The sequence below is a fragment of the Paenibacillus sp. GbtcB18 genome (genome assembly GCF_019091125.1).
In the GTDB taxonomy this organism is placed as follows: Bacteria; Bacillota; Bacilli; order Paenibacillales; family NBRC-103111; genus Paenibacillus_F; species Paenibacillus_F chitinolyticus.
Genome location: NZ_JAGXJX010000008.1, coordinates 1 through 23,437 on the forward strand (window position 1 = coordinate 1; position 23,437 = coordinate 23,437).

19 protein-coding genes, 12 tRNA genes, 1 rRNA gene and 2 pseudogenes are annotated in these 23,437 nt (G+C 50.3%); 25 read left to right on the forward strand and 9 right to left on the reverse strand.

What is annotated here, in order from left to right; translation table 11 throughout:
• The 20 genes from rrf to glmS form a co-directional block, all read left to right on the forward strand.
• Window positions 1-77 (forward strand): 5S ribosomal RNA (gene rrf / locus KVT34_RS33000); the annotation flags it as partial.
• A gap of 5 nt (window positions 78-82) precedes the next feature.
• A tRNA-Asn gene (locus tag KVT34_RS21330) sits at window positions 83-158 on the forward strand.
• Window position 159: 1 nt separating this feature from the next.
• Window positions 160-232 (forward strand) — tRNA-Thr (locus KVT34_RS21335).
• Between the two features lie 6 nt (window positions 233-238).
• Window positions 239-310 (forward strand) — tRNA-Glu (locus KVT34_RS21340).
• A gap of 9 nt (window positions 311-319) precedes the next feature.
• Window positions 320-395, forward strand: a tRNA-Val gene (locus KVT34_RS21345).
• 4 nt (window positions 396-399) lie between these two features.
• Window positions 400-475 (forward strand) — tRNA-Thr (locus KVT34_RS21350).
• A gap of 8 nt (window positions 476-483) precedes the next feature.
• A tRNA-Gln gene (locus tag KVT34_RS21355) sits at window positions 484-558 on the forward strand.
• 10 nt (window positions 559-568) lie between these two features.
• Window positions 569-644 (forward strand) — tRNA-Lys (locus KVT34_RS21360).
• Between the two features lie 12 nt (window positions 645-656).
• Window positions 657-737, forward strand: a tRNA-Leu gene (locus KVT34_RS21365).
• 10 nt (window positions 738-747) lie between these two features.
• Window positions 748-822, forward strand: a tRNA-Gly gene (locus KVT34_RS21370).
• Between the two features lie 11 nt (window positions 823-833).
• Window positions 834-910: transfer RNA gene (locus tag KVT34_RS21375), tRNA-Arg, on the forward strand.
• A gap of 9 nt (window positions 911-919) precedes the next feature.
• A tRNA-Pro gene (locus tag KVT34_RS21380) sits at window positions 920-996 on the forward strand.
• Window positions 997-1,003: 7 nt separating this feature from the next.
• Window positions 1,004-1,077, forward strand: a tRNA-Gly gene (locus KVT34_RS21385).
• A 210-nt stretch (window positions 1,078-1,287) separates the two neighbouring features.
• On the forward strand, window positions 1,288-4,074 hold the full coding sequence (gene ppc / locus KVT34_RS21390; protein ID WP_217560894.1) for a phosphoenolpyruvate carboxylase: 2,787 nt from the start codon (window positions 1,288-1,290) through the stop codon (window positions 4,072-4,074).
• A 128-nt stretch (window positions 4,075-4,202) separates the two neighbouring features.
• On the forward strand, window positions 4,203-4,781 hold the full coding sequence (sigW, locus tag KVT34_RS21395; RefSeq protein ID WP_217560896.1) for an RNA polymerase sigma factor SigW: 579 nt from the start codon (window positions 4,203-4,205) through the stop codon (window positions 4,779-4,781).
• Between the two features lie 81 nt (window positions 4,782-4,862).
• Complete coding sequence (locus KVT34_RS21400) at window positions 4,863-5,462, forward strand: zf-HC2 domain-containing protein (RefSeq protein WP_217560898.1); 600 nt, start codon at window positions 4,863-4,865, stop codon at window positions 5,460-5,462.
• A 195-nt stretch (window positions 5,463-5,657) separates the two neighbouring features.
• Window positions 5,658-6,473 carry a diadenylate cyclase CdaA gene (gene cdaA, locus KVT34_RS21405; protein ID WP_042234450.1) on the forward strand — a complete coding sequence of 272 codons (816 nt, stop codon included), beginning with the start codon at window positions 5,658-5,660 and terminating at the stop codon, window positions 6,471-6,473.
• Window positions 6,466-7,803, forward strand: coding sequence for a CdaR family protein (locus tag KVT34_RS21410; RefSeq protein ID WP_217560900.1), 1,338 nt, complete (start codon window positions 6,466-6,468; stop codon window positions 7,801-7,803). The genes cdaA and KVT34_RS21410 overlap by 8 nt, the downstream gene beginning before the upstream one ends.
• A 119-nt stretch (window positions 7,804-7,922) precedes the next feature.
• Window positions 7,923-9,263 (forward strand): phosphoglucosamine mutase, encoded by a 1,341-nt coding sequence (gene glmM, locus KVT34_RS21415; protein WP_217560901.1) that lies wholly within the window; start codon window positions 7,923-7,925, stop codon window positions 9,261-9,263.
• Window positions 9,264-10,881: 1,618 nt separating this feature from the next.
• Window positions 10,882-12,711 carry a glutamine--fructose-6-phosphate transaminase (isomerizing) gene (glmS, locus tag KVT34_RS21420; RefSeq protein ID WP_217560904.1) on the forward strand — a complete coding sequence of 610 codons (1,830 nt, stop codon included), beginning with the start codon at window positions 10,882-10,884 and terminating at the stop codon, window positions 12,709-12,711.
• 866 nt (window positions 12,712-13,577) lie between these two features.
• Here the strand turns inward: glmS and KVT34_RS21425 are convergent.
• The gene (locus KVT34_RS21425) at window positions 13,578-14,645 is read right to left on the reverse strand and encodes a sensor histidine kinase (protein ID WP_217560906.1); all 1,068 of its coding nucleotides are present in this window, start codon (window positions 14,643-14,645) and stop codon (window positions 13,578-13,580) included.
• A 1-nt stretch (window position 14,646) separates the two neighbouring features.
• Complete coding sequence (locus KVT34_RS21430; RefSeq protein ID WP_217560908.1) at window positions 14,647-15,333, reverse strand: response regulator transcription factor; 687 nt, start codon at window positions 15,331-15,333, stop codon at window positions 14,647-14,649.
• A gap of 198 nt (window positions 15,334-15,531) precedes the next feature.
• Here KVT34_RS21430 and KVT34_RS21435 point away from each other — a divergent pair, with 198 nt between their 5' ends.
• The 3 genes from KVT34_RS21435 to KVT34_RS21445 are packed head-to-tail and all read left to right on the forward strand — an operon-like array spanning window position 15,532 to window position 18,046.
• On the forward strand, window positions 15,532-16,557 hold the full coding sequence (locus tag KVT34_RS21435; RefSeq protein WP_217560910.1) for a DJ-1/PfpI family protein: 1,026 nt from the start codon (window positions 15,532-15,534) through the stop codon (window positions 16,555-16,557).
• Window positions 16,554-17,201, forward strand: coding sequence for a DUF2306 domain-containing protein (locus KVT34_RS21440; RefSeq protein ID WP_217560912.1), 648 nt, complete (start codon window positions 16,554-16,556; stop codon window positions 17,199-17,201). The genes KVT34_RS21435 and KVT34_RS21440 overlap by 4 nt, the downstream gene beginning before the upstream one ends.
• Window positions 17,202-17,245: 44 nt before the next feature.
• A complete protein-coding gene (locus KVT34_RS21445) occupies window positions 17,246-18,046 on the forward strand; it encodes a DJ-1/PfpI family protein (protein WP_217560914.1) in 801 nt (266 codons plus the stop codon).
• A gap of 147 nt (window positions 18,047-18,193) precedes the next feature.
• Here the strand turns inward: KVT34_RS21445 and KVT34_RS31960 are convergent.
• The 7 genes and pseudogenes from KVT34_RS31960 to KVT34_RS31965 form a co-directional block, all read right to left on the reverse strand.
• A pseudogene (locus KVT34_RS31960) lies at window positions 18,194-18,298 on the reverse strand (type I methionyl aminopeptidase); the annotation flags it as partial.
• 3 nt (window positions 18,299-18,301) lie between these two features.
• A pseudogene (locus KVT34_RS33005) lies at window positions 18,302-18,385 on the reverse strand (type I methionyl aminopeptidase); the annotation flags it as partial.
• 293 nt (window positions 18,386-18,678) lie between these two features.
• A complete protein-coding gene (locus KVT34_RS21455) occupies window positions 18,679-18,975 on the reverse strand; it encodes a spore coat protein (RefSeq protein WP_217560918.1) in 297 nt (98 codons plus the stop codon).
• A gap of 14 nt (window positions 18,976-18,989) precedes the next feature.
• On the reverse strand, window positions 18,990-19,193 hold the full coding sequence (locus tag KVT34_RS21460) for a hypothetical protein (RefSeq protein ID WP_217560920.1): 204 nt from the start codon (window positions 19,191-19,193) through the stop codon (window positions 18,990-18,992).
• 31 nt (window positions 19,194-19,224) lie between these two features.
• Window positions 19,225-20,361, reverse strand: coding sequence for a zinc-dependent alcohol dehydrogenase (locus KVT34_RS21465; RefSeq protein ID WP_217560922.1), 1,137 nt, complete (start codon window positions 20,359-20,361; stop codon window positions 19,225-19,227).
• On the reverse strand, window positions 20,358-20,744 hold the full coding sequence (locus KVT34_RS21470; protein ID WP_217560924.1) for a spore coat protein: 387 nt from the start codon (window positions 20,742-20,744) through the stop codon (window positions 20,358-20,360). The genes KVT34_RS21465 and KVT34_RS21470 overlap by 4 nt, the downstream gene beginning before the upstream one ends.
• A 12-nt stretch (window positions 20,745-20,756) precedes the next feature.
• Entirely contained in the window at window positions 20,757-20,999 is a 243-nt protein-coding gene (locus KVT34_RS31965) for a spore gernimation protein GerQ (RefSeq protein ID WP_254635056.1), read from the reverse strand.
• A 193-nt stretch (window positions 21,000-21,192) separates the two neighbouring features.
• Between KVT34_RS31965 and KVT34_RS21475 the strand changes: the two genes are divergently transcribed.
• Window positions 21,193-21,474 carry a hypothetical protein gene (locus tag KVT34_RS21475; RefSeq protein WP_217560926.1) on the forward strand — a complete coding sequence of 94 codons (282 nt, stop codon included), beginning with the start codon at window positions 21,193-21,195 and terminating at the stop codon, window positions 21,472-21,474.
• Between the two features lie 646 nt (window positions 21,475-22,120).
• Entirely contained in the window at window positions 22,121-23,215 is a 1,095-nt protein-coding gene (locus KVT34_RS21480) for an L-dopachrome tautomerase-related protein (RefSeq protein WP_217560928.1), read from the forward strand.
• Window positions 23,216-23,437: the final 222 nt, after the last annotated feature.

Here is a 23,437-nt window from a genome sequence, read left to right on the forward strand (position 1 = left end):
CGAACACGACCGTTAAGCCTTCCAGCGCCGATGGTACTTGGACCGAAGGGTCCTGGGAGAGTAGGACGTTGCCAAGCGATATTCCCTGATAGCTCAGTTGGTAGAGCACTCGACTGTTAATCGAGTTGTCACAGGTTCGAGTCCTGTTCGGGGAGCCACGCTTCCATAGCTCAGTAGGTAGAGTGCTTCCATGGTAAGGAAGAGGTCACCGGTTCGAATCCGGTTGGAAGCTTCTTACGGCCCGTTGGTCAAGGGGTTAAGACACCTCCCTTTCACGGAGGTAACAGGGGTTCGAATCCCCTACGGGTCATTACTGGGCGGACGCTTAGCTCAGCTGGGAGAGCATCTGCCTTACAAGCAGAGGGTCGGCGGTTCGATCCCGTCAGCGTCCACCACCATGCCGTTGTAGCTCAATTGGTAGAGCAACTGACTTGTAATCAGTAGGTTGGGGGTTCAAGTCCTCTCGACGGCACCATGTTTTATTGGGGGTTAGCCAAGCGGTAAGGCAACGGACTTTGACTCCGTCATGCATAGGTTCAAATCCTATACCCCCAGCCATTTTTAGTACGAGCCATTAGCTCAGTTGGTAGAGCACCTGACTTTTAATCAGGGTGTCGAAGGTTCGAGTCCTTCATGGCTCACCATGTTTCCAACTTGCGCGTGTGGCGGAATTGGCAGACGCACTAGACTTAGGATCTAGCGTCTTTGACGTGGGGGTTCAAGTCCCTCCACGCGCATCGGTTTTATGCGGAAGTGGCTCAGCGGTAGAGCATCGCCTTGCCAAGGCGAGGGTCGCGGGTTCGATTCCCGTCTTCCGCTCCATAATTTCATATGTGCCCTTAGCTCAGCTGGATAGAGCGTTTGACTACGAATCAAAAGGCCGGGAGTTCGAATCTCTCAGGGCACGCCATTCATATTTCGGGACGTAGCTCAGCTTGGTAGAGCACCTGGTTTGGGACCAGGGGGTCGCATGTTCAAATCGTGTCGTCCCGACCATATGTATGCGGGTGTAGTTCAATGGTAGAACTCCAGCCTTCCAAGCTGGTAGCGTGGGTTCGATTCCCATCACCCGCTCCATACATAACTAACAAAGATCTCATAGAGATCTTTTTTTATTTATCCAGAATCGGGCTTCAGTTAAATCTTACTCAGCTTTCCTTTAATTCTCAGGCATGTTTCGTCAAAAATAGCTATAATGCAACGCGTGAATGTGGTAAAATATTCTGAAATGAGTATGAAATCAGACGAAATTTGGTGTGATTATCAGTAGAGAGAAGAGGCGAGGACATGTCGGATAACGAAACAATCGTTCAGAAAAATTCTACTAACAACTTGCTTCGCAGAGATGTGCGGTTTCTTGGGCATATCCTTGGGGAAGTACTGGTCCATCAGGGAGGCAATGAGCTTCTGGCAGTCGTAGAGAAGATCCGCGAACTGAGTAAATCCCTTCGGGCTCAATATGATCCAGCCATTTATGCGGAGTTTAAAGCGACGATCGACGGGCTGCAGCCTGAAATTCGTCACCAGGTTATTCGTGCTTTTGCGATTTATTTTCAACTCGTTAATATTGCCGAGCAAACCCACCGTATTCGCAGAAAACGCGATTATGAGCGTTCCTCGGGAGAAACGGTTCAGCCCGGCTCCATCGAAAACATCGTTCAGCAGTTGAAGCAGAATCAGATTTCCTACCAAGAGGTTCAGGAAATTTTGCAGACGATCTCGCTTGAACTCGTTATGACTGCCCATCCTACAGAAGCTACACGCCGTGCGGTTCTGGATATTCATCAGCGTATTTCCCAGGACGTGATGTACCTCGACAATCCGACGCTAACTTACCGGGAGAGAGAACAGCTTAGAGAAAAACTTCTGGCCGAGGTTATAACGCTTTGGCAAACCGATGAACTGCGCAACCGGAAACCGACTGTCATCGACGAAGTTCAGAATGGCCTTTATTATTTTGATGAAACCTTATTCGATGTTCTTCCTGAAGTTTATCAAGAATTGGAACGTTGTCTGGATAAATACTACCCGAATGAGACTTGGCACGTACCTAGTTTCCTTAAATTCGGTTCCTGGATCGGTGGAGACCGTGACGGCAATCCTTCGGTTACCTCTCATGTCACGTGGGAGACGCTGGAGCTGCACCGCGGCCTTGCCTTAAAGAAGTATGAAACAATTCTCGTGGATGTCATGTATCACTTAAGCTTTAGCAAGAATCTTGCCGAGATCAGTGATGAGCTGCAGAAATCTATTGAGGCCGATCATGAAGTTTTTGGTCCCCACAATGATTTCTGGAGCAATGACGACGAGCCGTACCGCACAAAGATTGCCTATATGATCGAGAAAGTCAAAAACACGGGAAATACTCAAGTAGCGGACTTCCAGAAGTATACCTCGCCGGACGAAATGATTGCGGATCTCTATGTGATCGAAAGAAGCTTGCGGAGCCATTACGCCGATTATGCGGCGGACCGGTATATCAAGAAGCTGATTCGTCAGGTAGAATTATTCGGGTTTCATCTGGCTACCCTCGACATTCGTCAGCACAGCCGCGAACATGAGCTGGCCATGACGGAAATCCTAAACCGGATCGGTATCGTGGAGGATTACAGCACACTCCAAGAAAATGAGAAGATTGAACTGTTGAGCAAGCTTCTCGATGAGCCGCGTCCGATTACATCCCCATACATGAAATACTCCGAGTCTACTCAGGAATGTCTGGATGTATATAGAAATATTTATAAGGCCCAACATGAGTTCGGACGCTACTGCTTGAACAGCTACCTGATTAGTATGACACAGGGCGCGAGCGACATGCTGGAAGTTATGGTTTTTGCGAAAGAAGTAGGACTTTATCGCAAGGAAGCCAACGGCACGGTTGTGAGCACCATTCAGTCGGTTCCGCTTTTTGAAACGATCGACGATCTGCATGCGGCTCCGGAAATTATGGATACGCTGTTTAAAATTCCGGCTTACCGTGCAAGCTTGAATTCCGCGGCGCCTATGCACGAAATCATGTTGGGGTATTCCGACAGCAACAAAGATGGCGGCGTTATTACCGCTAACTGGGAGCTGCGCGTCGCGCTGCGTGCCTTGACGGATACCGGAAACAAAAACGGTGTGAGGCTGAAGTTCTTCCACGGACGCGGCGGTTCGCTCGGACGCGGCGGAATGCCTCTGAACCGGAGTATTCTGGCACAGCCTGTGGATACGATCGGCGGCGGCATCAAGATTACGGAGCAGGGCGAAGTGCTTTCTTCCCGCTATTCACTGCAAGGTATCGCTTACCGCAGTCTGGAGCAGGCGACATTTGCTTTGATTAAAGGAGCGGTATTGGCACGCAATCCGCAAAAACATCCGCTTGAAACCGAATGGGAAAGCATTATGAAAGGAATTTCGGAAAAAGCGCAGAATAAGTATCAGGACCTTATTTTCCGCGATCCGGATTTCATGACTTTCTTCAAGCAGTCGACGCCTCTTCCGGAGGTTGGAGAGCTGAATATCGGTTCGCGTCCTTCCAAGCGGAACAACAGCGACCGTTTTGAGGATCTTCGCGCGATTCCATGGGTATTCGCTTGGACGCAGAGCCGTTATCTGCTGCCGGCATGGTACGCCGCGGGTACGGCGCTTCAGGACTTTTATCAGAATAAGGCCGAGAATATGTCGGTTCTTAAGAACATGTACGAGAACTGGCCGTTCTTTAAATCCATGATCGACGGTTTGCAGATGGCTTTGGCCAAAGCGGACCTTCTCATCGCCAAAGAGTATGGCAGCCTGCTTAAGGAAGGCAGCATCGCAAAGCGCATTTACGAGCTGATAAGCGCTGAATACGACCTGACTTCCAAACTGATTCTGGATATTACCGGACAACAGGAGATTCTCGACAACGTGCCGGTTATTCAAGAATCGATCCGGCTTCGCAATCCGTACGTAGATCCGCTGAGCTACCTGCAAGTAGATTTGCTCAAAGAACTGCGCGGGGCACGCGAGAATAACGAAGACGACAGCTTCCTGCTGCGTGAAGTTCTTCTTACGATCAACGGCATTGCAGCCGGACTCCGCAATACAGGCTGATAACGGACAACATCGCATAGGCACTGAAACAAAGAGTCAAGCCGTCCATCCGGGCGGCTCGACTTTGTGTGTTTTACCGAACATAAGTGAAAAGAAGCCCCGTACTTCCTAGGGTTGGAGGAGTTATCTTGAATTTAGTAGAAACACGATTAGCCAAGCTTGCAAGGAATGGAGATCGTGGTGCTTTTGAGGAACTGGTGAATTTGTATAAAGATAAAATATTTCACCTGGCCTACAGAATGCTCGGTAACAAGCAGGAAGCCGAAGATGCTGTGCAGGATACTTTCCTGCGCGTATACAACAACTTAGACCGCTATGACGAGAACCAGAAGTTTTCGACCTGGATCTTCCGTATCGGAACCAACTTATGCATAGACCGGCTGCGCAAACGCAAACCGACCTATTCCCTCGACGCCGAAATGCCGGACAGTGAAGGGAACGATTTTTACGCCATGCTTGCGAGCAAAGATGAGCTGCCCGAGGACCAGATTGTTCTTTCGGAAACACAGCAGGTAATTCGCAGAGCCATTCAAACCTTGCCTGAAAAATACAAATCCGTCGTGATCCTGCGCTATCTCCACGATATGTCGCTTCAGGAAATCGGAGATGTACTAGGGATGCCCGTTACGACCGTAAAGACGCGGGTCCACCGCGGCCGGGAGTATTTACGAAAGAAATTAGACATGGACGCAAATTTTTCTCTGTAAGTCCGATTTTTTTGAAACATCTTCTCCCGCCATACGTATGGTATTACACTATCGGCCAAGAACGAGAAAGGAGTGGCTTCGATGAATTGCAAACAGGCCCTCCCTTTGATGCACGAATATTTGGATGGGGACTTGCAGGGGGCCCAGGCGCTGGAGCTCAAGCAGCACCTTTTGTCATGTCCGGAATGCAATTCGCTGTTCCGGCAGATGGAAACGACGGATGCGCTCGTTCGTGCCATCTCTGCACCTACCGTGTCAAGTGATCTTACGAACCGTATTATGGGCAGTCTCCCTCCCGTTAAGAAGCGGAAGCCGTGGACGCGGTGGATCCGTAGACATCCTGCCGTTTCGGTAGCGGCTGTTTTTCTGTTAACGATGGCGGGCAGCTTTATGACCCTGTGGAATAACAACACTGAGTTAATGGTACGGGGTGCAGACCTGGAACGTGTAATCATCCAAGGTGATAAAGTGATCGTGCCCAAAGGAGAAACGGTAAAAGGCAATCTGGTGGTCGAGAACGGCCAACTGGTTGTAGAAGACGACGCCAATGTGGAAGGAAATCTGGTGGTGATCGACGGAAACATGAATTTGGCATCGACTGCTCACATAACCGGGGAAAAAATACGCATTGACGAAGCTTTAAGCTGGATCTGGTTTAAACTGAATGATCTCATGCATTGAGCTGCTTAAACTAAACAGCATGCATATCTTATACAGCTAAAGTCCTCAAGGGGTATCCTTGGAGGGCTTTTTTCTTTGGAAACCGGGAAATGGGTAGAATAGAAGAATTGTTCGGATTGTGGTATTATCAAGGAATAGACAGATAAAAATAAGATAAAAATCCGGGTTTTTACGCATTGATTTGGGGGAACTCCAGTGGAATTATTCGCAGATATTTCCATCACAGATATTATAGATATCTCGATTGTCAGTTATGTGGTTTATAAATTAATTATGCTGCTGCGCGGGACAAGAGCCGTACAGCTCATGAAAGGGATCATTGTCGTACTGGTCGCCTGGGCGCTCAGTGTTGCTTTTAACCTGAACACGCTGCAGTGGATCATGAACCAGATGTTTACGGTGGGTCTGATCGCCATTATTATTATTTTTCAGCCGGAGCTTAGAAGAGCCCTGGAACAGTTGGGCCGCGGCCGGCTTTTCTCACGCAGTTCGATGGACGTAGACCAGGACGTCAACATCCGGATCGGCGAAGTGATTAAAGCGATGAATTATTTGTCCCGGCGGAAGATCGGGGCTTTGATTGTCTTTGAAAAGGAGACGGGCCTGACCGATTACATTGAATCAGGGATAGCCATAGGCGGACGGATCAGTTCCGAGCTGATTATTAATATTTTTATCCCGAATACGCCTCTGCACGACGGGGCGGTCATCATTCGCAACAACCAGTTGATGGCGGCGGGGTGTTATTTGCCCCTTTCGGAAAATCCTTTTATCAGCAAAGAGCTTGGTACCCGGCACAGGGCGGCTATCGGAATGAGCGAGGTTTCGGATGCCGTTTGTTTGATCGTTTCTGAGGAGACGGGACAAATTTCTCTGTCGCTGAACGGTCAGGTCGTCCGGGATATCAAGGAAGAATCTTTGATTTCGAAGCTTTTTGATGAATTGAAGCCCAAAGCCAATGACCGTCAAAACCCTTTCAAGAAATGGTGGGAGGGACGCAAACGTGGATAGATGGCTGAGGAATACAAATGTCGTCCGGGTGATCGCGGTCATTATCGGAATTCTTCTGTGGGCGGTTGTCCGGATGGAAGGCACTACCGTGACCAATTCGACAACGGGGGGAATTAAAGAGCTGCCGATCAGCAATGTGCAAATTACGCCGAAATACGATTCGGATAAATATTATATATCTTCGATTGAGCCCAGTCGGGTACAGGTCATTTTGAAAGGGAAAGATTCCGCGCTAAAGCGGGTGAGTACGAGTGAGTACAAGGTCGTACTGGATTTGACCAAGGCAGGAGGTAAAGGGGAGTATGTCCTTCCGCTCGAGGCGGTCGGCTTCCCGTCATCTTTGCAGGTGGACATCGTGCCGCGGAACGTCAAGGTGGTCGTCGAGGAGCAGGAGATGAAGGAAGTCCCTGTGAAGATTAATGTTAAGGGAACTCCGCAGCCCGGCTATAAATCCGGCGATCCTATCGCCAAACCGAGCAAAGTGCACGTAACCGTTCCGGCGAGCAAGGCGGACGAGGTAGCCACGGTCCAAGGCGAAATCTCGGTAGAGAAAGCCGATTCTGCTGTAACGAAGCAGGTAAAGCTGAAGGTCTATAACAAAGAAGGCCGCGAGCTGCCTTACGATATAAGGCCGGCCGTAGTGGACGTGGACGTCCCCGTCACCAGCCCGTTTAAAACGGTGCCTCTGCAGATTCAACTGACGGGCAATCTGCCTCCCGGTTACAGCATCGGTTCGGTCAAGCAGAATCCGGACAAGATCATGGTTTACGGGGCACAAAACGTGCTGGACGGCATGGACTTCTATTCGGGAGTTACGCTCAAGATCGACGGGCTCAAGGAAACGAAAGAATTTACGCTGGACATTCCTTTGCAAAAAGGGGTGACTCAGATTGAGCCGACGAAGGTGCAGGTAACCGTCGAAATCGTCTCTTCCGTCAAAAAGGAATATCCGGGAATCCCTCTGAAAATAGTGGGACAGGCGGAAGGAACGGAAGTGAAGTTCACCGATCCTCCTAACGGCAGCATTACGCTGACCCTGGAAGGTGCCGCGCCTCAAATGGAGGCCGTTAAACCGGAAGATATCCAGGCTATCGTGGATGTGAGCAATTTGCCTCCGGGGACGCACGAACTGCCGATTACTCTCAATCTGCCGCCGTACATCAAAGATGGCGGGACACAGGTCACGAAGGCCAAGGTAGTCATTTCGGCGGCTCAGACGCAAACCGAGTCGAAAAATCCGAGTCCTACACCTATTCCGACTCCGACTCCAACCCAGAAACCGGATGCTGCGGGAGAAACGGTCCCTAAAAAGGAGGCCGTAACCCCCTAAACGGGAATTTTCCTTCGTAAGTTATAAGGGATATGTTAAAATCATGACAAGTTACCAGGATTTATAAAGAAACCGATTTGGCATTCACGTGCCGTTTATGAGAAGAGGGGAAGAGAACGATGGGGAAATATTTTGGAACGGATGGAGTTCGCGGAGTAGCTAATCGGGAGCTGACACCGGAGCTGGCTTTTGAAATCGGACGCTGTGGAGGATATGTGCTGACACGTCAGGCTCAGCATCCGAAGGTAGTCATCGGTCAGGACACGCGTATTTCGGGTCCTATGCTGGAGGCGGCGCTGGTCGCAGGTCTCCTGTCGATCGGAGCGAACGTGATCCGTCTCGGCGTCGTATCTACGCCTGCCGTCGCGTATTTGACGCGCGTGCTTGGCGCCGACGCCGGCGTGATGATCTCCGCCTCCCATAATCCCGTGGAAGACAACGGGATCAAATTTTTCGGCGGAGACGGGTTTAAGCTGCTCGATGAGACGGAGCTCGAAATCGAGCGCCTGCTCGACGCGGACGGCGACGAGCTGCCGCGGCCGGAGGGCGGCGAGATCGGTACCGTGTCGGATGATCCGAAGGCGAAGTTCCTGTACGCCGACTTCGTTAAGTCGACCGTGCAGCATTCGTTCGGCGGCATGAAGATTGTGATGGACTGCGCGAACGGAGCCGCTTATGAGCTGGCGCCTAAGATTTTCCGCGAGCTGGGAGCGGAAGTGATCACGCTTGGAGCGGAGCCGAACGGGCGCAACATCAACGAAGGCTGCGGTTCGACTCATCCGGAGAATCTGCAGAAAGCCGTCGTGGAGCACGGCGCGAACCTTGGCCTTGCGTTCGACGGGGACGCGGACCGGCTCATCGCGATTGATGAGAACGGGGAAGAAGTCGACGGCGACTTCATCTTGAGCATCTGCGGAGATGCGATGAACCGTGCGGGCAAGCTCAATCACAGCACGATTGTGACGACGGTTATGGCCAACATCGGCTTCTTTAAGGGAATCGAGGGCCATGGCCTGAAAGCGACCCAAACGGCCGTAGGAGACCGTTACGTGATGGAAGAGATGCGTAAGGGCGGATACAACCTGGGCGGCGAACAGTCCGGGCATGTTATTTTCCTCGATTACAATACGACCGGCGACGGTATTCTTACGGGCTTGCAGCTCGCGGACACCCTCGTGGCGGGAGGTCGTCCGCTTAGCGAAGTGAAGCGGATTATGCGGAAGTTCCCGCAGGTGCTCGTGAACGTGCGTGTAGCGGATAAAAGCAAGCTGAAGGACAATGCAGCCATTGCCGGCGCAATCAGCGCCGTAGAGAGCCAACTGGGCGACAACGGCCGTGTGCTGGTTCGTCCGTCCGGAACGGAGTCTCTCATTCGCGTTATGGCGGAAGGGCCGGACAAGGATACGGTGGAAGGCTATGTCAATGACATCGTGGAGGTCGTGAAGCGGGAGCTCGGTTAGTTCCGGCCACGTTTTGCGGGTTTGATTTTGCCTGATAGATAAGATTATAGGCTACTATGTTGGTTGGGTTGTACAGGCCGCTTTCTCTTGAGAGAGGAGCGGCTTTTTTGCATGCGGATAGAAGGGGACGGAGGACTGAGGGATGAGGAGGGGAAAGTAGGGTGGAGTAGAGGGTAGAGCGGTGTAGGAGGGGAAGTAGGGTGGGGAGAGGGCTGAGCGGTGTAGGAGAGGGAAGCAGGGTGAAGAGAGGGTCGTGGGAGGGAAGATAAGAGGAGTTCGCGGAAGCGGATGTAGATGCGCAGAAGGCCGGGCTAACAGGCAGACTGGGGATGGTTTAGAAGAATAAAAACGTCTTGTGGAGTTGAACCCCGCTGCCGGAAACTGTGTTCGTTGAAAAATGAAGGCACCGACCGATAGCCGTTAGCTTCCGGAGCGCGGCGAGGCGTCGCATGACGGGTTGTCAACCACACGTATGGAAGCCGAAAGGAGCCTGCCACCATCCAGTCGTCCCTAGCCAAAGGTGGCTCATACCGTTGATTTTACATATGATTTTACTGCCTATTATGGGGCTTGTATCTCATTTTGTATCGGGGGAGTTGCAAAGCGGGGCCAAAATGAATATGATGGGTATATGTTTTTTTACTCATGCATAGAAAGGTGGACAGTGTTTCAGCAACAACAAGCGCCAGAACTTGCGCGGGAAGCGTCTGAATTGTACATGCGGGTTAATCGGCCCGGTATGGCAAAGATAACGTGGAGCCGGCAAGTTGACGAGGTGAAGGTGTTCGAATTTTTCGGCGGGGACCTTCCGGTAGTTCATTCCTACCGACAAGCTGGAGAGCAAACTGTCCGGGTGACCGGGCACACAAGAATCCAGCCGAATGATTCATAGCAAGGGATCAGGGCCGCATGCTTATTTTATAAAGCAGAGACGGTTCTGGTTGAGGCTGCAGACGGGTCGTACGGAAACCGCCTTGAGCGGACGAACGGAGCAGTCGTTTTTTAGACAGGCGGAAAAGATCTTTGGGAGCGGTGACGCTGGCTTAAGGGTCTTGCTTGTGAAGCATATGGGCTGCATTGCGGCGCTGTTGGACAGGTGCCCTCGGAATAGGGGACTGTTTCTTCAGTTCTGTTTCTCGCGGCGAAGACGCTGCTTGGACAGCTTGTATCGTTACGTGTCAGGCATCTTTTTATAATCGTTCGGGCTTATACGATGAGCCGCTTTTTTGAAAAACGAGAGCTCGGAAGCCTTTTTTAAGTGCGCCTATTAGAAGAATTGAGGGCATTTAGGAGGATGACGGGTATAAAGGACCGATTCACTTTTTAAAAACGGGTGTTATACAGGGCACTTGTAAAAGATAGGTTTTGATACGTATTGTATCATTGGACTTGCGCCAGCTAACCTAACCGGACATCAAGGTATAAGAACCGGTTACGTGCACTCATTCTTTTTGACGAGATTAGGAATCGCAAATAAATAGGCAAGGCAGACGGCAGGAGTTTGAATCCCGGAGTATGACTCTATTCAGTGTTCCGCCGATCTTTGACAAACAGCCTATGAACGTTATTCGCAGGATGCGGAGCGGGTCATGGAGCTCAAATAATGGGGGTATTTTGTATGTGCGGAATCGTTGGATATATCGGTAAACGTGATTCTCAGGAAGTGTTGATCGAGGGGTTGAAAAAGCTGGAGTACCGCGGGTACGATTCGGCAGGAGTAGCCGTTTATACGGAAGGCGGGCTTCAAATCAAGAAGTCGAAAGGCCGTCTGGCTGTGCTGGAATCACAGCTTAGCGATGCGCCTTTGAACGGAACGGTAGGTATCGGTCATACGCGCTGGGCGACTCACGGCAAGCCATCGGATGAGAATTCGCACCCGCACACGGACAATTCGATGAAATTCTCGGTTGTTCACAACGGAATTATCGAGAATTATATGACGCTGAAAGAAGAGCTGATCGCTAAAGGGCACACGTTCGTCTCGGAGACGGATACGGAAGTGATTTCTCATTTGATTGCCGAACTGTACGAGGGAGATATCGTCAAAGCGGTTCAGCAGGCGGTTAAACAGATGCGTGGAGCTTTTGCTCTTGGCGTGCTGACGGAATATGAGCCGGACCGGCTTGTGGCCGTACGGTTGGCCAGTCCGTTGATCATCGGGGTAGGCGAGGGAGAGAACTTCATCGGCTCGGACATTCCGGCGATTCTCGAATATACACGCAACGTGTACATTCTGAACGATGGCGAAATGGCGCTGCTTACGCGGGACGGTGTCGAATTGATGACAATCGAGGGGAATTTTATTTCTCGGGAAATGTTTCGTGTGGATTGGGATCTGGTAACGGCTGAAAAAGCGGGCTTCGATCACTTCATGATGAAGGAAATTTATGATCAGCCGAAAGCTTACCGCGATACGATCGGCAGCCGTATTTCCGAAGCGGGCGACCGCGTGATTCTGGATGAAATTACGATGACGGCCGGTCAAATTCGGAATATTCGGAATATCCAGATCGTAGCCTGCGGAACGGCGTACCATGCCGGGCTTGTCGGTAAAAGCGTCATCGAAAAGCTGGCGCGCATCCCGGTTGAAACGGATGTGGCTTCGGAGTACCGTTACCGGTCGCCGATCATCACCCCGGAAACGCTGGTCATTGTCGTGAGCCAATCCGGTGAAACGGCGGATACGCTGGCCGCGCTGCGCGAGGCGAAAAGAAACGGCGCGCGCGTGCTGGCGATCACCAACGTAGTCGGCAGCTCCGTATCCCGCGAAGCGGACGACGTGATCGTGACATGGGCGGGGCCGGAAATTGCCGTGGCTTCGACGAAGGCTTACACGACACAGCTGATGGCGTTCTATCTGCTGGGCCTGTTCCTCGCGCAAACGCTGGAAACTGTTGAGCCGGCTGAAATCCGCCACACCTTGGCGGCTATGCAGAGCCTGCCGGAGCAAGTGGAAAGCATTCTGGCGCGTGGCGAAGAGATCAAAGCTTATGCGGAACAGATTGCTTCGAAGGAGCATTTGTTCTTCATCGGCCGTGGGATCGACTATGCGGTAGCATTGGAAGGCTCGCTTAAGTTGAAGGAGATCTCGTACATTCACTCCGAAGCTTATCCGGCCGGCGAACTGAAGCACGGAACCCTCGCACTGATCGAGGATGATGTGCCGGTGATCGCCTTGGGACTGCAATCCGACCTTCAGGAGAAGACGGTGAGCAACGTCAAGGAAGTTACGGCGCGCGGCGGCAAAGTGCTGGGGATTGCTTACGAGGGAGACGCCGAGTTCGCAAAATCGGTGGACCAGACGTTCAGCATCCCGCGGACGCTGGATATGCTGTCCCCTGCGCTGACCGTGATTCCGCTGCAGCTGCTTTCGTACTATGCGTCGCTGGCACGCGGGAACGATGTGGATAAACCGCGCAACTTGGCGAAGAGCGTGACGGTGGAGTAAGACGAGAGCGGGAAAGTAGCATTCTGTCTGGTGATAAAGATGTGTGGAACCGATAAGAGATGATTGAACATCTAGAAGGGAGCCCGAGAGGAACAATTCGGGGCTCCCTTTTAAATTGCGTATAAGTTGATTTACAGAGCACTTCAAGACCGGTGGTGAAATTGATGAGTGACATTGGCTATACAATCAAATGTATCCGCAAAGAATTAGTGAGTTTTTTACATGCTACATAGGTACCAAATGAGCAGATCGTTTCGCGGAATTTTTCCGTGGAACGGTATTTTTGTATTTGTAGAAAAAAATGAGTTCTTTGGCAAAGAAACTTTTTCGTCGGAGTGAGTACTCATAGCTCATGCCAAAACGTTGCAGCAACTAAACAAAATTATGGAGGGAAAAATGATGTCTGACAAAAGGGTTTGGTTGATAACTGGTGCCGGGGCGAGGAATGGGCTCAGACATCGCCCGGGCTGCTGCCTAGCTGCCTAGCTGCCGGTCATCAGGTTGTTGCCACCGGCTGTAATCCTATCAAAGTAATCGTAGCAATCGACGAGTCCGAAAATTTACTGGTCGTGAAACTGGACGTTACTAACCCTTCCGATGCAGAGGCGGCTGTCAGTTGAAAATAAAGTATTTTTCTTAGTGCTTAGGTTAAGATAAGTCCCCTGTTTAAGCACTACATGCTACCCGCGTGCGTTCTTAATTAGTAGTTGGAAATTGAATATAATGAGGAGGACGTAGCCCAAGCGAAGGCGCGGGAGCGTCCTTTTATTGAACTAACGGGCAGTTCAACACAATACACCATTACAAAATTACGGTAATCTATTTTAATCCAGGACGCTCATTGGTTATCGCAGAAGACGGTAGCATTAAAACGGAATCCAGCCCGATAGGACCGCGCCGCCGTCCGAATGATTGCTTGCCGCAAGCTCGCCTCCATGCTGGCGGATGATACGTTGCGAGATGGTCAGACCGAGCCCGGCGCCTCCTGTCGCGCGGCTTCTCGACTGCTCTCCTCGATAGAGGGGCTCGAAAATCCGGTTAAGCTCCTCCGGTGTAAAGCCGGGCCCTGAATCTTGAATGGTGAATGCCACACGGTCTTTCTCTCGTCGGCACTCTAAGACAACTCGACTATGAGCAGGCGTGTGCCGCACAGCATTGTCCAAGACATTGCTTATCGCGCGCTCCAGCAAATGAACATCGGCTGTTATTAGGCATTCGCCCGGCTCGAATTGGAATCCGGCATGAATTGTGATCTGTTTCTGCTGCGCTTGGGGCTCCAGGCTATCAATCGCTTTTTGCACAATTTCATAGAAGTTGCATTTGTCCTTGCTCAGCCCGTTCTCCCGATACTCCATCCTCGTAAACGTAAATAGATCCTCGACCAGCCGGTCCAGCTGCGCGGACTTCTCTTTGCACACGGCCACATATTTCGAAACTTGGTCCGGCGTGCGCGCAATGCCTTGCTCAAGCCCGTCTAAATACCCCCGCAGCGCAAATAAGGGGGTCCGCAGATCATGCGCGACGGCCGCGATGACGAACCGCCGTTCCTCCTCCAGCGCCGCTTGCTTCCGACTCGAGCTTTGGAGCCCGTTCACCATGAACTCGAACCCGTCCCGAACCTCGGCGATTTCCCGGACAGCGGACTGCGGCAGCTCTATGTCCCAATCCCCGCCGGCTATTCGCCGGGCTGCAGCGCCAAGCTGTTCGAGGGGATCAAGCAGATACCGGCGGATGCGAAGGCCAATGATCAAAAGAGCGAGCAGTAGGCCCGCAAAGGCGGCGATATGCATAACTACATACGAGCCGGGCTGCCCGCCGCCAATATCCAGCGACCCCGTCACAAGCAAAAAGGCTGTCACAAAAAAAATCCAAGGCAGCAGCAGAAGCAGCGCCAAGCTCAGAAAAAAAGACGTTCGTATGTTAAGTCTCCTCATGTCATGCACCCTCGAATCGATAGCCAACGCCCCATACGTTGGTCAAATATTTCGGCTCTTCCGGATCGTGCTCGATCTTCTCGCGAAGACGGCTTAGATGCACACGAATCGTATGCCGGTCACCAATACCGTCCCAGAACTTCGCGAGCAGCTGATCATAGGTGAACACCTGTCTCGGGTGCTCCGCGAACAACCGAAGCAGGTCGTATTCCTTTGGCGTAAGGGAGATGTCTTGACCGTCGACGAGCACTTCCCGCGTGGTTAAATCAAGCTTGATACGGCCATAGTCGAGCACGCGGGAACTGCTATCTTGCTGCGATCCGGTACGCCGAAGAACCGCCTTCACGCGGGCGATGATCTCGCCGGGCGATGCGGTTTTGACGATATAGTCATCCCCGCCGAGCGTCAGTCCGCGGATTTTATCCACATCGTCGCTGCGCGCGCTGAGGAACAGAATCGGAACGCCGCTCTCCGTCCGCACTTGCCGGCAGAAATCAAATCCGTTCTGTCCCGGCATCATGATATCCAGGATGATGCAATGCACGGCATGTTGTTGAAACAGAGTCCATGCCTGGGCAGTGTCGTTAGCGGTTACAACCCTAAAGTTGTCATTCTCCAAAAAGTCTCTTAATAGCTCGACGATGCTTTGGTCATCGTCCACAACGAGAATCGTATTAAAATCGCTCATGCGTATATCCCACCTATCCCACCTCTTCCCCCTATCTTATCACGTATTCTGCAAGTATTAGTGCAGTTTGCCGTTTTGTGATCAATTGTTTATTGTTTTGTGACTTTTTCGCCCCTTCTTTTGAGATACTCCTTTGTTATGCTTCAAATGTGAAAAAGATCACTTGCTCCGCTGAAATGGTTAAAGGAGGATGAATGAATGTTATCGGTTCAAATCGTGCTTTTTGACGGATTCGATCTGCTCGATGCCCTTGCGCCCTACGAGGTATTTTGTGCTGCTGAGATGATAACGGAAAACGCGTTAAGCGTAGAGCTCGTTACTGCCGAGGGGCCAAGATCTGTGCCTAGCGGCACGAACGGGTTAAAAATCGAAGCAGGCGACCGACTGGAACCGTTGCGCCCGGGCATTATTCTCGTGCCCGGAGCGTCCGGTCCCGTAGAAGGAGACAGCCCCGATTCGGTTCCGTCCATTTTGGGACGGACCGTCCATACGGCTTTGCCCGGCATGCTAGGTAAGGCGCTCGAACAAAAAGACGTCGTCGTCGCAACGGTATGCGGCGGGTCTCTGGTGCTGGCTATGGCGGGGCTGCTTGAAGGAAGACCGGCAGTAACGAATCATCTGGGCATGGATTTACTGGGTGCAACCGGTGCCGTTCCTATCCCGGCGCGCGTCGTGGATGACGGCAACCTGGTTTCTGGCGGCGGCGTCACGTCGGGACTTGATGCGGCTCTCTATCTGGTGGAGCGCGAGTTTGGACCACGCATCGCGCACGAGATCGAGCAGTTGTTCGAATATGAGCGGAGGGGAACGGTCTGGCGAGCGACGGGAATGGCGCCAATACCACTGACGGGCAGCGAGCCTCAGAAAGCAGAGAAGCAAGCGGCGATCAAAGTTGGCACCCCGACTGGCAAGACTCAGCAAGAATTCGCATTTGATGGAGATTGGGATACGACGATTGCTACGCCGTTCGGGAAGCTGCAGGTTAGGCTATCCATTGTTACATACAATGGCGTCGTCCACGGAAAGGCCATACAAGGGAATGAAACGGTTGATTTTTTGGACTCGGTTCTACAGGGCGACAAGTTAGTCTGGCTGCTGAAAATTACAAGACCGATGCGATTAAATCTGAAATTTGAAGTGGCTGTTGACGGAGATCACATGACCGGGGTCGCGAAGGCCGGCATGCTGCCGGCATCCAAATTAACAGGTAGGAGAATCCCATGAAGAGACCGGTAACATGGTATAGCTTGCTTGCCGGTGTCAGCATCCTGTTCATCCTGTACGCCCTAGCGAAAAATTATGTATTCGATCCTGGAGCAGAAAGCTTTTTAAGCCATAAAACCGTGCTGAACCGTGAGCTGAATCTTCCAGTCTGGCTCAACGTCATGTATGTGCACGTCGCCTTTGCCTGCGTCGCCATGCTTACGGGGCTGCTCAACTTCTCAAACCGATTCTTTGAAAAAAGCCGCAAGCTCCACCGGATCAACGGCTACGTTTATATCGTGTCCGTTCTGCTTGTCGTTGTAACCTCCGGCTATATGGCTCCTCACGCCACCGGGGGCAAGATCAGCAGTATGGGATTCAATCTGCTGAATCTCATCTGGCCGGCAATTACCATTACGGCGCTTGTCCAAATCAAGAAGAAACAAATCCTCAAGCATCGGAATTGGATGATTCGAAGCTACGCCTTTTGTTTTACGAATATGGCGATTCATCTCATCACATCCCTGTTTCATCAGGGATTCGGTTTCACTTATTCCGGCAGCTATACCATCGGCGTATACTGCGCCATAGCGCTGCTGCTGATCATCCCGGAGGTCATCATAAGAACGATCGGCAGGTCGCGCTGGATTGCGGCAAGTCGGTGAAAAGGTCTGTTAACTAACATGTATCGAAAGGATCGGTGATAAAAATGAAAAAAATGTTTGGATTCCTCATGTCGTTAGCGCTCGTTCTCACGTTAGTTGCCCCTGGAGCAAGCGCAAAAACAAAACAGGATCATGATGCGGCAGAAGACAATAGCGTACATGTTCAAATCGTCCTATTCGACGGATTCGATCTGCTGGACGCATTAGGGCCCTATGAGGTATTCGCCGCAGCGGGCATGTATACGGACGGAGCCATTACTGTGGAATTAGTGTCTGCGGAAGGCAAGCGCTCCGTGCCTAGCGGCCTGAACGGCCCTTTCCTCAAAGCGGAATCGAAGCTTGACCCTAATCGTTCTGGCATTATTTTGGTGCCGGGGGCTGCGGGCAAGCCGGCGGGAAATTCGGAGGATGCCATTCCGAGTATTTTAGGAAAGGCTGCGCATACGCACTTAAGCGATATGATGCGCGAAGCGTTAAATAACGAGAAAGTTACGGTTGCTACCGTATGCGGAGGTTCGCTGCTACTTGCTATGCAAGGCCTGTTAAAAGACCGTTACGCGGTTACGAACGAAATGGGCATGACTGCTTTGGAAGCCCTCGGTGCCATTCCGATCGATGCGAGGATTGTTGAAGATAATCCTCGGCTTGTGAGTGGGGGAGGTGTAACCTCCGGGCTTGATGTTGCTTTTTATTTAGTCGAGCGCGAGCTTGGCCCGCAAATCGCAAATGCCGTAGAAAATCTATTCGAGTACGAGCAGAGAGGCACAGTGTGGAAAGCAGAAGGCATGAAGCCGATCGTCTTTACGCAGAGTCGAAAGGATGAGCAGCAAACCGCTGCGAAGTAACGGCGGATCCTCGAAGGATCCGATGGAGGCTCAAATAAGGAGCGGCTGGCAACAGAGGAGAGAGCCGCATGTATCGGATGAAGAAAGAGGCTATATCGCATACGTAAAAAAGAAGTCGATCACCTTGTTGGCCGACTTCTAATTATTCTACTGAGAGGTCAGGATCTGCGGACCTTCAGAGGTGATGGCAATCGTATGCTCGTATTGTGCGGCGAGCTTGCGATCCAGTGTCCGTGCGGTCCAGCCGTCGAGCTATGCTACCGTGTCGATCGTCACGATATCGCCTTCCTCAAGTGGCTTATCGCTGGGGAAGCCATGCGCGATCACGTCGTTGACGGAGTTTTCGGGATTAAGGAAGGAAGATCTCATTGATTGAGGAGCACAGTTGAGTAGTCCACACGTTTTTAAGCTAACGGGTAACGAGAGAACAGCGATGGAACCGATCCATCGCAATTATTTCTACAGAATGCCGGGAGGATTGAGTATTTTAAAATCACAAATCAGACGTTATCTGCAAAGATTGGCAGCATAAGAAAACGGGGAACATTTTATTCTCTAAAGTCTTCGGCTAAAATCAAAAAACGCGCCTGAACCATGGTGGTTTTGCGCGTTTTGTCGGGACGAATACGGTGTCAGGACGGAATGTTCATAGCGGTCTGAATATTTTTCAGATCAAGCTGAATTTGCTCCGGAATATGGTAAGGATGGTATAGGCCCCGCTGCATCATGTAGTTTGTTATCTTTTCATGGGAGTCTATAGCTTCGTCGAGCTGTTTCATCAAAATTTGCTTGATTTCGGGGGTGGCACATTCGGTTACGGCCATGGCATAGTTTCTGACTCCGCTCTTGGCGTTCATCAAAAAATCCATTGCGATCACGTCGTCGGTCAGCGTATCAAGCCCTGTCAAGTGTTCTAATAGGATGTTCATTGTTTCTATCTCCTTTAGGTTAGGGTCACTTTAGACAGCACTCCACCGAGCTCCTGAAGCTGCTGCTGTGATAATTGCACGTCTTGCTGTAAAATTTGCTTGAGCTCCGGGTCGGTTACCAGAGCTTGCATGGTTTTGGATTTGGTCATGCAGACGGTCTTGAACGCAGCCATTTCATGAACTTCCAGCGTCTCATGCAAAGCGTAATTGGAATTCATTCGGATTTTCCTCCCCTGTATTTACCCGTATTCAGGGCTTTAAGATGACTTTGATGCAATTGTCCGTTTTCGTATCGAATTTTTCATAGCCTTGCTTGGCCTCACTAAGCGGAATGACGTGCGTAACAATATCCCCAGGGTCTACTTTGCCTGACGTAACCAGCTCGTACATATACGGCATATAGTGAATGACCGGGGCTTGTCCGGAACGGATGTTCACGTTGCGCTGCATGATGTCGCCGAGCGGGAATCCGTTATAGCGTCCGCCGTACACCCCAGTGACTTGGATGGTTCCGCCTTTGCGGACAGCCTGAGACGCAATGATGAATGCGCTCATGGTGCCGCCCTGCAGTTTCAAACCGCTGGCTAGAAATTCAAGATCGCTCATCTTGCCGTCCATCCCTACCGCATCAATCACGACATCGGCGCCGCCTTTGGTCATTTCCTTGAGAGTGTTGCCGATATTCTTATCTTGTTCGAAGTTTACGATTTCCACATGGTTCGTTCGCTTCGCATGATGTAAGCGGTAATCGACATAGTCTACGGCGATGACCCGCTTTGCTCCCTTCAGCCAGCAGAATTTCTGGGCCAGAAGTCCGACCGGACCGCAGCCCAGCACAATGACCGTATCTCCATTCTTGACGCCGGCGTTATCTACGCTCCAGAAAGCCGTCGTCATGGCATCGGCGATCAAGCTTAGCTTTTCGTCCGGTTGCTCGCAGTTTTCAGGAATCTTGAAGTGGGTAAAATTAGCAAACGGAACACGTAAATACTCGGCTTGCCCGCCAGGGTAACCACCGGTCGTTCCGGAGTAGCCGAAATAGGCGCCCATGTCCCCGTTATCGTTTGAATTGTCGCATTGGCTTTCCAGCTGATTCTTACAATAGAAGCATTCTCCGCAGGCGATGTTGAAAGGGATGATCACCCGGTCGCCTTTCTTTACCTTGGTCACTCCGGAGCCTACCTCTTCTACAATCCCCATCGGTTCATGCCCGATGACATAGTTTTCCTGAAGGTTAGGGATCATCCCGTGAATCAGGTGAAGGTCCGAACCGCAAATGGCGGAACTGGTGACTCTTACGATCATATCGTCCGGTTTCTCAATCTTCGGGTCCGGCACCTCTTTGACCACGACATTTTTAATCCCTTGATACGTTACCGCCTTCATGCTTTATGTCCTCCAATATGTTCATCTGGGGTCCGATCAAACATCCCTTTACGCGATGTATCCTCCGGGAACAAATTCATCTGCCCGATCATCACCGTATTTTTCGCTGAAAGCTGGTCGAGTTGGTACTGTTCGTTCAACTCGTAAGGATGGAACCATTTTTTGCGAATCATAAGCTCCGAGATTTCCTGGTGCAGTGCAATCCCCTGCATTAGATGATTGCGCAGCAGCGCTCTTACATCGGGTGAAGCCGTTTCCGTCAGGGCGATGGACAAATTTCGCACACCCTCCTTGGCACGAATAAGGAAGTCCATTGCAAATGTCATATCTGCCATCTCCGGCATATTTAACGAATTAATCGGGTCTAAATAATCGGTGTTCATTGGCGCTCCCCTTTAATGAGTGATAGGTGTCGGGCTATTCGGAACAGGCGCTTGGAATGGAGCTCTTGCGTAGATGGCCTGGAGCTCGGCGATCTGTTGCGTGGATAGAAGGACGTCCTTCTGCATTAACGCTTTCAGCTCTTGGTCAAAGACCAAGCCTTGCATAAGTTTTGACTTAGCGAGGCAGAGCGTTTTGAAGTTTAACGCTTCATGCAGTTCCATCGATTCGTGTGGCGCTAGCGTTGGCATACTCATTGAGTAATTATCCCTTCCTTTCTTTCATCAAAGTTAGATTTTCCTACGCCTTGGATCCCTATACTAAAATGGATTGCCTGAAATGTGGGGTCCGAATATTCCCATGCAGTCGCAAGAATATAAACAAAATCTCAACCACATACTTATTTCTGTTTAAGTTATCGATCTTTGCTCAAGGAAGGGAGGAATCATCTTGCCCAATGAAAACAAAATTGATCTAGCTACCGAAAATGCAAGAAAACCGGCAGAAGGTACACATCACTCGAGCGGCAATACGCTGGAGCAGCATGCATCTAACGCGGTTTCTGATACGCAAACGGCTTTAAATCAGGCGATAAGCTCAATAAGTGAATCTAATGCGGCAACAAATTCACAAGCTTTGGAGACGGCCCGGCAGCATTTGACCCAAGCAGAGGAATTTTTAGATCAAGCGCAAACTTCGGCAAACGCATTACGTCTGCCGGACCAACAATAAAACGGTAGCTGTGGTAGTTGACCTCCGAGGAACGAATAGCCATAGACACGGAGAGTCACCGACGAAAGTGCTTGATTTGCCAGACAGCGCAGCGAATCATGACAAGCGAAAGGGGCTGTCCCAAAAGTATTTTGTTTTTTGCCCTAACAAAAAGGAGCCTTCAATTCCACTTTAATAGTGGTTTTGAAGGCTTCTTCAGTATAATTCTGGGACTGGCCCACTGCACCATACCCTTTTGGAACAGCCCCTTTTTCTTCTGCTTCCTAGGGGGCATAGTCCCACATCTAGGAACGTTCGTGGCTTCGTTCTTTTGTTTTGCCGTTTCCACTCGTGTCATGGTTCCGAACGTCGGGCTAACGTCGAAAAGCTTCCTTACGGGATAGGTGAGAAGTTGGAGTTCGACCACGGTATGACCGAAAATACACGTAATATACTGTTTGAACAAAAAAGCGACCATCGCCAATCGACGTTTCTGCCGCGGGATAATGAGAATCAATAACAAAAAAATACAACGCCGTTTACTCGTTGTCCGTCATAGATACGAACTTGCGGGATTCTCGTAAAATTATTTTATTATCCGGGCAATTGAACCACATTCAGTCATATAAATAGGTGATAGCAGTTCGAACCTGTTGAGGAGGATTTTATGCCAGTGATGTTACCGAGTGAAAGGTATTTTGGTAAGTTTGAGGCGGTTTTTCTCTTTTACGGAGCCATGCCTACAGGCGTTACTGTTTCGGAAACCGGGCGTATTTTCATTTGCTTTCCGAAATGGGGAGACGACGTTAAATTTACGGTGGCTGAGATCGTTCGCGGTACATTGCAGCCTTATCCTAGTTTAGACGCTAATTTGGTGAGCCAATCGAATATCACATCGTCCTTCATTAGTGTCCAAAGTGTCGTTGCTGATGGAAAGGGAACACTTTGGGTATTGGATACGGGGGCTCCTAATTTCTCAGAACCCATCAAAGGGGGCGCGAAGTTAGTCGCTGTAGATTTAAATTCAAATACCATAAGAAGTGTATATACATTTACGGAAGATGTTGTCCTGCCAACCACTTATCTGAATGATGTCCGATTTGATTTTCGTGTTGGTAGAGCTGGTTATGCTTATATAACGGATTCGTCTTCCCGAGGACCCGGAGCCATTATTGTCGTTGATTTAGAAACGGGCTATGCCTGGAGACGGTTAAACGGAGCAAATTCAACCTCGCCCGATCTCTTTTTCTTACCGAAAGTTGAAGGTAAAATCCTGATGAATCGAAACAAAGACGGATCTATTTCACCGTTTAGATTGGCATCCGATGGTATAGCGATTTCCCCGGACGGCAAGATGTTGTATTTTTGTCCTCTCTCCAGTCGTCATCTGTACTCGATTTCAACGGAAGCCCTAAGAGACCGAACGATACCGGATATGAATTTACAGGAACACGTGAAGTATTGGGGAGAAAAGGGTGCTTCAGATGGAATGATCACCGATGCAAAAGGAAACGTTTATGCTGGAGACTATGAAAACAATAGTATTCGAAAGATATTGCCGAATGGAACAATGGAAACCATCGCACATGATCCGAGAATTTTATGGCCGGATACTTTTTCTATTGGTTCAGATCAATACTTATATTTCATCGTGAACCAATTACATCGGCAGGCAAGATTTCATTATGGAAACGACCTGCGGCAGAAGCCTTATAGTTTACTCCGTATGAAAATAGACGAACCACCTGCTCCTACCTTTTAGTTAGTGTGATGGTCTCGAAGTTAATGACTTCCGGGACCAATTTTTTATAAAAAGTACTTTTACACCGTGCGTAAAAGCTAATATATTATTTAATAATTAATAACTTGTTTTTACTATTATAGCGAGAGGTGTTATTAATGCCAGCAGATAAAGTTCCCCGTTAAGCCCGTGGACCCCCTTGGCCATTTATATAGGATCTCATTTGATATTTTTATTAAAAAG